Source organism: Deltaproteobacteria bacterium (assembly GCA_026712905.1).
Classification (GTDB): domain Bacteria; phylum Desulfobacterota; class Binatia; order UBA9968; family JAJDTQ01; genus JAJDTQ01.
This window is the reverse complement of record JAPOPM010000012.1, coordinates 1-6,373: the sequence shown is the minus strand read 5'-3', so window position 1 is coordinate 6,373 and position 6,373 is coordinate 1. Positions and strand designations below refer to the sequence as shown.

Genomic DNA, 6,373 nt, shown 5'->3' with positions numbered 1-6,373 from the left:
GGGAACACGCCCACGCGGGTGTTCGACTTGATCTGGCCCCGGTAGTTGCCGATGTTGCCGATGCCGGTCTCCGGGTCCTTGGTGATCCAGTGGGAGCAGGTGGTGTAGGGGCCGTTGTCGAAGCCGGGGGTGGAGATGGGGACCGGGAACTTGTCCAGCCCCTCGTTATCCAGGGCGTCGCCGGTCATCACCACCTCATGGCACGCGGGGTCGGCCACCACCTCCGGCTTGATGGGGTTGGAGAGGGCGTGCTTCCATTTCGCGTCCATCTCGTCGGCGCTGTTGCAGCCCATTCCCAGGAAGTAGATGGCCTTGCTGCCGGCCAGCGCCCCCACCACCACGGGAAAGTCGAAGCGGCGCCCACGCGAGTCCGTGACGTTGGAGAAGTACCATGCCTTGCGCTCTTCGTCGGGGATGCCGCCACGGTACTGCCAGCGCACCAGCGGATGCAGCTCGGTGTCCTTGTTGATGGTCTGATTGATGCGGCGCAGATGCCCCGCCTCTTCGAGCATCCTGATATGCTCATGTAGATCTGCATAACCCATTAGCTGCCTCCTGTTCGCGTCAAACTTTCGAGTGATGTCATGGAGAGTTCCCGTCGCCCCGTCGGGCCGTGTTGCAGCCCGGATTCGGGGCTTCGGTGGTCGGAATGAAACGGTAGGCTCCAGCGAGAATCTCAAACAGATAGCCGATCCGGTCCGGCCGTGTCAAATTCTCGGAAGTACCGCCGATGCGCGCACTTAGGGCACTTGAGCGCGCTTGACTTGCGGCTTTCGTGTTCGTTAGCTTCCGGGCTGTAATCCACGGAGGGAATTCCACGCATGCACACCGACCAAAAGACTCTTGAGAAGGTGTTCTCCCACATCGACCGGGAGGAACTGGCGAATCTGGCCATGGATGTCGTGAACTTCCCCACGCCCACCGGGAGCGAGGAGGAGGTGGCGCGGTTCATCCATGACTGGTTGCAGAAGCAGGGCATCGAGACGTTCCTGCAGCACACCGAGCCGGGTCGGGCCAACGTGGTGGGGGTGATTCCGGGCGAGGGCACGGGGCCGACGCTGCTCTTCAACGGGCACATGGATACGGCGCTTTCGGGCGGCCCGGAGGATCTCTGGATCACCGGCAGCACCCGTCCCGAGTGGCAGGCGCTGGCGCGGCGCGAGGACGACGTCATCTACGGCAGCGGCATCGTCAACGACAAGGGGCCGCTCACCTGCACCCTGGCCATGGCCAAGGCGCTCAAGGAGAGCGGTGTCAAGCTCAAGGGCGACGTCATCGTCACGGGCGTGGCGGGCGAGATCGGGCGCTCGCCGGTGGACCACTACCAGGGGCCGGCGTACCGGGGGAAGGGGCACGGCGCGCGCTACCTGGTGACCCACGGCGTGGTGGGGGACTACTGCATCGTCGTGGAGCCGTCCCAGTTCCGCATCACCTGGGCCCAGTGCGGCGCCGTCTTCATCAAGATCACGACCTACGGCGAGCCCATGTACGGGCCGTTCGTGGACCATCCGCTGTCGCCCAAGGAAAGCAAGAACGCGGTGGTGCGCATGGCCTCCATCATCCCGGCCCTGGAGGAGTGGGCGCGGCGCTACGAGAAGGAGCACCGCTACGAGTTCGGCGCGGGCACGGTGGTCCCCAAGGTCAACATCGGCTCCATCTTCGGCGGCGCGCCGTTCAAGCCCAACTTCTCCCCGGCCATCTGCAACCTCTACGTCGAGGCCTTCATGGCGCCGGAACAGCGCGCCATCGATGTGCTCCGGGAGGTCCGGGAGGTCCTGGCGGCGACGGAGATCGAGGCCAAATCGTCGCTCTTCCTGTCGGTCAACGGCTACGAGTCCAAGGGCGCGGAGCCGCTGGTGGCCGCCATGGAGGAGGCCCACGAGTACGTCCGGGGCCGCAAGGTGGAGCCCATCCGCGACGCCTTCACCAGCACCTACGCCGACCTCACCGTGTTCGCCGAGGTGGGGATTCCCGCCATCAAGTGCGGCCCGGCGCCGGAAGCCGCCGACGCCAAACCGGCCACCAGCGAGATGCAGAAGGTGGAAGACCTCGAAGCCGCCGCGCGCATGTACGCGTTCGCCGCGCTGGAGATCGCCGGCCGGGAGCGCACCTGAGCGGACGGCGGACCGGGCCGGGTGGGGCCGCGAGGCAGGTGCTTGAACGCCCCTGTTTGCGAAGCGCCAAGTACGATATTGCCACAATACGGGCGGAATGAAGCCGCCCAGCAGGAAGGAGCCTCCCATGAGCATCGATACAGGGCTTTACCGCCGTACATACAGACTCCAGAGCGACGACGCGGCGGTTACCGAAGAGGTGCTGTTTTCGTCCGATTCCCACGTGATGGAACCCGCGGACACCGTGGTGGACCGCGTGCCCCAAGCCATGCGCGATCGCGCCATGCGCTTCCCCGAGCTGAAGATAGGGGAGGGGTTCCAGACCCATCCCGGCGGTTCCGATCCCAACGCCCGGCTCAAGGAGATGGCGGTGGACGGGGTCAGCGCCGAGGTGTTGTATCCCACCCACGGTCTGAGCCTCTTCTCGGAGGACGATCCGGAGTTGCAGGAGGCGTCTTGCCGGGCCTTCAACGATTGGCTCATCGAGTACTGCTCGGTGGACCTGGACCGGCTGGTGGGCGTGCCCATGATCGCGACCTTCAACATGGACCACGCGGTGGCCGAGTTGGAGCGCTGCAAGAAGGCCGGACTTCGGGGAGGGCTGATCTGGCAGGTGCCGCCCAAGGAGCTGTCCTTCGCCTCGGACCACTACGAGCGCTTCTGGGCCGCGGCCCAGGAGATGGAGATGCCCGTCAGCCTGCACATCCTCACGGGCTTCGGCTACGTCAAGACCCGCCGCGACCGCAAGGGCCTGGAGCGTTACCGGGGCAGCGTCAACCTCAAGCTGGCGGAGATCACCGACAGCCTCATGGACATCATCTTCTCCGGCGTGCTGGAGCGCTACCCGCGCCTCAAGATCGTCCTGGTGGAGAACGAGATCGGCTGGCTGCCCTACGTGCTGGAGCAGTGGGACTACTACTTCGACCGCCACCGCCCTTCGGATCCGCTGACCATCGACAAGCTGCCGACGGAGTACTTCAACCGGCAGGTGTTCGCCACCTTCTTCAACGACGCCGTGGGCGCCCGCAACCTGGCCTGGTGGGGGCACGACAACTGCATGTGGTCCAACGACTTCCCGCACGCCAACTCCACCTGGCCGCACTCGCGCGAGGTGGTGGCGCGGGACCTGGGCCATCTGCCCGAAGACGTGCGCGCCAAGCTCTTGCGGGACAACGTGGCGCGGCTCTACGACATGCCCGTGCCCGCGCCCATGGCCGCCGGGGTGTAGCCCACCCCGGCCGGTCCGTCGGTCACTGAGTCATTCGCGCGAAAGCGGGTGTGTCGAAACGTCGTCCGGACAAGAACCGGCACCAACCCCCCGAGTCGTCATTCCCGCGGAAGCGGGAATCCAGGGGCGGTGGTGGGGCACTACAGGGGCGTTTTTCCGCCTCGCCACCCCTGGATTCCCGCTTTCGCGGGAATGACGTTCCGTTACGTAGTTGCCTCATGAGTTTGATACCGCCTGGAAAGCGGAGATCCGGGCGGTGTCAGGGGGCCGCGGGTTCGGTCTTCCCGAGCGTGAGTGAGAATCCCGGCTTGCGGATGTAGACCTGGGTGTATTCCTTCTGCTTGGTAAGTTCGTGGACGAGCCGCACCAGGGGTTGGCTGGCGCTCAGATACTCCCGCGGCTGTCCGGCGGTCTCAAGCGCCTCCACCGCCTCATCCCCGGCGAATACGCGCAGGATCAACTCTTCATCGGACATGGAAGAGTTGCCGAGCTGCTTCCGCACCTCGGGCAGCGACGGGTCCGGCTGTTCCCAGCCCTCCCAGTCCCTGGCCCGGGGCCGCCCCAGGATACGGTCCTTTACGTCCGGGTCCATGAGCTCGGCGCCTTCCCGGCCCCAGATTCCCAGGGCGTACTGCATGGACTGGTCGGTGACCTGTTTGTAGCGCTCGCCCATGATGATGTTGATGGCGGCCTGGGTGCCCACGAACTGGGACAGGGGCGTCACCATGATGGGGTAGCCCCACTCGGCGCGCACCCGCGCGGCCTCCTCCAGCGCCGCCGGCAGCTTGTCCTCCATCCCCACGAGCCGGAGCTGGTGCACGAAGTTGGCGATCATGCCGCCGGGCACCTGGTGGTTGTAGACGGACTGGTCGAACGCGCGCGGCGCGCCCATGGGCAGTCCGTCCCTCTTCGCGACGAAGGTGAAGTGTTCCTGCACCGGCTTCAGCACCTCCTCGTCCACCGAAGCGGTATGGCCCATGGCGCGGATGTTCCGCAGCATGTTGAAGACCGAGGGTTGCGCCGAGCCGTTGGCCAGCGGCGGCACGCCGGTGTGGATGGTGGTCATGCCGAGCTTGATGGCTTCCAGGTAGTTGAGCGGCGCCAAGCCGTTGTTGCAGTGCGCGTGGAACTCCACCGGCGTGTCGCCGATGTTCTCCAGCACCAGGGGCACCAGCGCGCGCGTGCGCTCCGGCGTGAGCAGCCCGCCCACGTCCTTGAAGCAGATGCGCCAAGGCTTCAGGGCCGCGGCTTCCCGGGCCTTCCGCGCGTAGTACTCGTCGGTGTGCCGGGGCGACACCGAGTAGATCAGGTTGACCACGCAGTTCATGCCCGCCTTGCGCAACGCCTCCACGTCCTCCTTGAACACCGCGTAGTCATTCCACGGGTTGGAGGTGCGGGTCAGCGTGATGCCGTTGTCCACCACGTGCTGGACCACGAGCCGCGACACCGACGTGGGCTTCTTCTCCAGGCCGCCCTTGATGCCGCCGTGGAGCCGGAGCGGGGTGTGGCGCGCGCGCCGGCTGCCTTCCCGCAGCCAGTGCCAGGGGTTCTCCTTATGCTCCCGCACGTACTTCTTGAACATGGTGGCGGTGAAGAACTCCATGGACTCGAAGCCCGCCCGGTCCATGCGCTCGATGGCCTCCAGCATGGCCGCGGTCTTCATGTTGAAGGCCCACAGGCTCTGGTTGCCGTCCCGCAGCGTGGTGTCCACGAAAGTGACGTCGCTCATGGGATGCTCCTTGGTGACTGGGGGTCTGCGGGTTGTTGGCTAACCGGCGGCCCCATCGCTCGCGTCCGCGCTCCGCCCCAGGGTGAGTGAGAACCCCGGCTTGCGGATGTAGACCTGGGTGTACTCCTGCTGGCGGGTGAGTTCGTTGATGAGGCGCACCAGCGGTTGGCTCGCGCTCAGGTACTCGCGCGGCCGGCCGGCGTTCTGCAGCGCCTCCACCGCTTCGTCTCCCGCGTACACCCGCATGATCATGTCCTCGTCGGACATGGACGGCCCGCCGAGCTTCGCGCGCACCTCCTTGAGCGATGGGTCCGGCTGCTCCCAGTTCTCCCACGCCTTGGCGCGAGGGCGCCCCAGGATGCGGTCCTTCACGCCGGGGTCCATGTACTCGGCGCCCTGCCGGCCCCAGAGGCCCAGCGCGTATTGGATGGACTGGTCGGTGACCTGTTTGTAGCGCTCGCCCATGATGACGTTGATGGCGGCTTGGGTCCCCACGAACTGGGACAGCGGAGTCACCATGATGGGATAACCCCACTCTTCGCGCACCCGCGCGGCCTCCTCCAGCGCCGCCGGCAGCTTGTCCTCCATTCCCACGAGCCGGAGCTGGTGGACGAAGTTGGAGATCATGCCGCCGGGCACCTGGTGGCTGTAGACGGACTGGTCGAAGGCCCGCGGCGCCCCCATGGGCAGACCGTCGCGCTTGGCAACGAAGGTGAAATGGTCGCGCACCGGCTCCAGCGCCTTCTCGTCCACGGTCGCGGTGTGGCCCATGGCGCGCACGTTCCTGAGCATGTTGAAGATCGACGGCTGGGCCGAGCCGTTGGCCAGCGGCGGCACGCTCGTGTGGATGGTGGTCATGCCGAGCTTGATGGCTTCCAGGTAGTTGAGGGGCGCCAGGCCGTTGTTGCAGTGGGCGTGGAACTCCACCGGGATGTCGCCGATGTTCTCGAGCACGATGGGCACCAGCGTACGGGTGCGCTCCGGAGTCAGCATGCCGCCCACGTCCTTGAAGCAGATGCGGTAGGGCTTCAAGGCGGCAACTTCCCGTGCCTTCTGCGCGTAGTACTCGTCGGTGTGTCGCGGCGACACCGAGTAGATGATGTTCGCCACGGCATCCATGCCGAGTTCGCGCAGGTCGTCCACTTCCTGCTTGAACACCGCGTAGTCGTTCCACGGGTTGGAGTTGCGCGTCAGGCGGATGCCGTTGTCCACCAGGTGACTGACCACCAGCTTGGCCACCGACGTGGGCTTCTTCTCCAGCCCGCCCCGGATGCTGCCGTGCATCCGCAGGGAGGTGTTGCG

Annotated in this window: 5 protein-coding genes; 2 read left to right on the top strand and 3 right to left on the bottom strand. The window is 66.0% G+C overall.

What is annotated here, in order from left to right:
• Window positions 1-545: UbiD family decarboxylase (locus tag OXF11_00625; protein ID MCY4485611.1), on the bottom strand; the 545-nt coding region annotated here is incomplete at its 3' end.
• Between the two features lie 276 nt (window positions 546-821).
• Between OXF11_00625 and OXF11_00620 the strand changes: the two genes are divergently transcribed.
• Window positions 822-2,114, top strand: coding sequence for a M20/M25/M40 family metallo-hydrolase (locus OXF11_00620; GenBank protein ID MCY4485610.1), 1,293 nt, complete (start codon window positions 822-824; stop codon window positions 2,112-2,114).
• A gap of 127 nt (window positions 2,115-2,241) precedes the next feature.
• Window positions 2,242-3,342 carry an amidohydrolase family protein gene (locus tag OXF11_00615; GenBank protein ID MCY4485609.1) on the top strand — a complete coding sequence of 367 codons (1,101 nt, stop codon included), beginning with the start codon at window positions 2,242-2,244 and terminating at the stop codon, window positions 3,340-3,342.
• Window positions 3,343-3,601: 259 nt separating this feature from the next.
• Here the strand turns inward: OXF11_00615 and OXF11_00610 are convergent, their stop codons facing one another.
• Together OXF11_00610 and OXF11_00605 are read right to left on the bottom strand one after the other, a co-directional pair.
• Window positions 3,602-5,071 (bottom strand): biotin carboxyl carrier protein, encoded by a 1,470-nt coding sequence (locus tag OXF11_00610; protein MCY4485608.1) that lies wholly within the window; start codon window positions 5,069-5,071, stop codon window positions 3,602-3,604.
• Window positions 5,072-5,110: 39 nt separating this feature from the next.
• The coding region (locus OXF11_00605) for a hypothetical protein (protein MCY4485607.1) at window positions 5,111-6,373 on the bottom strand (1,263 nt) is incomplete at its 5' end.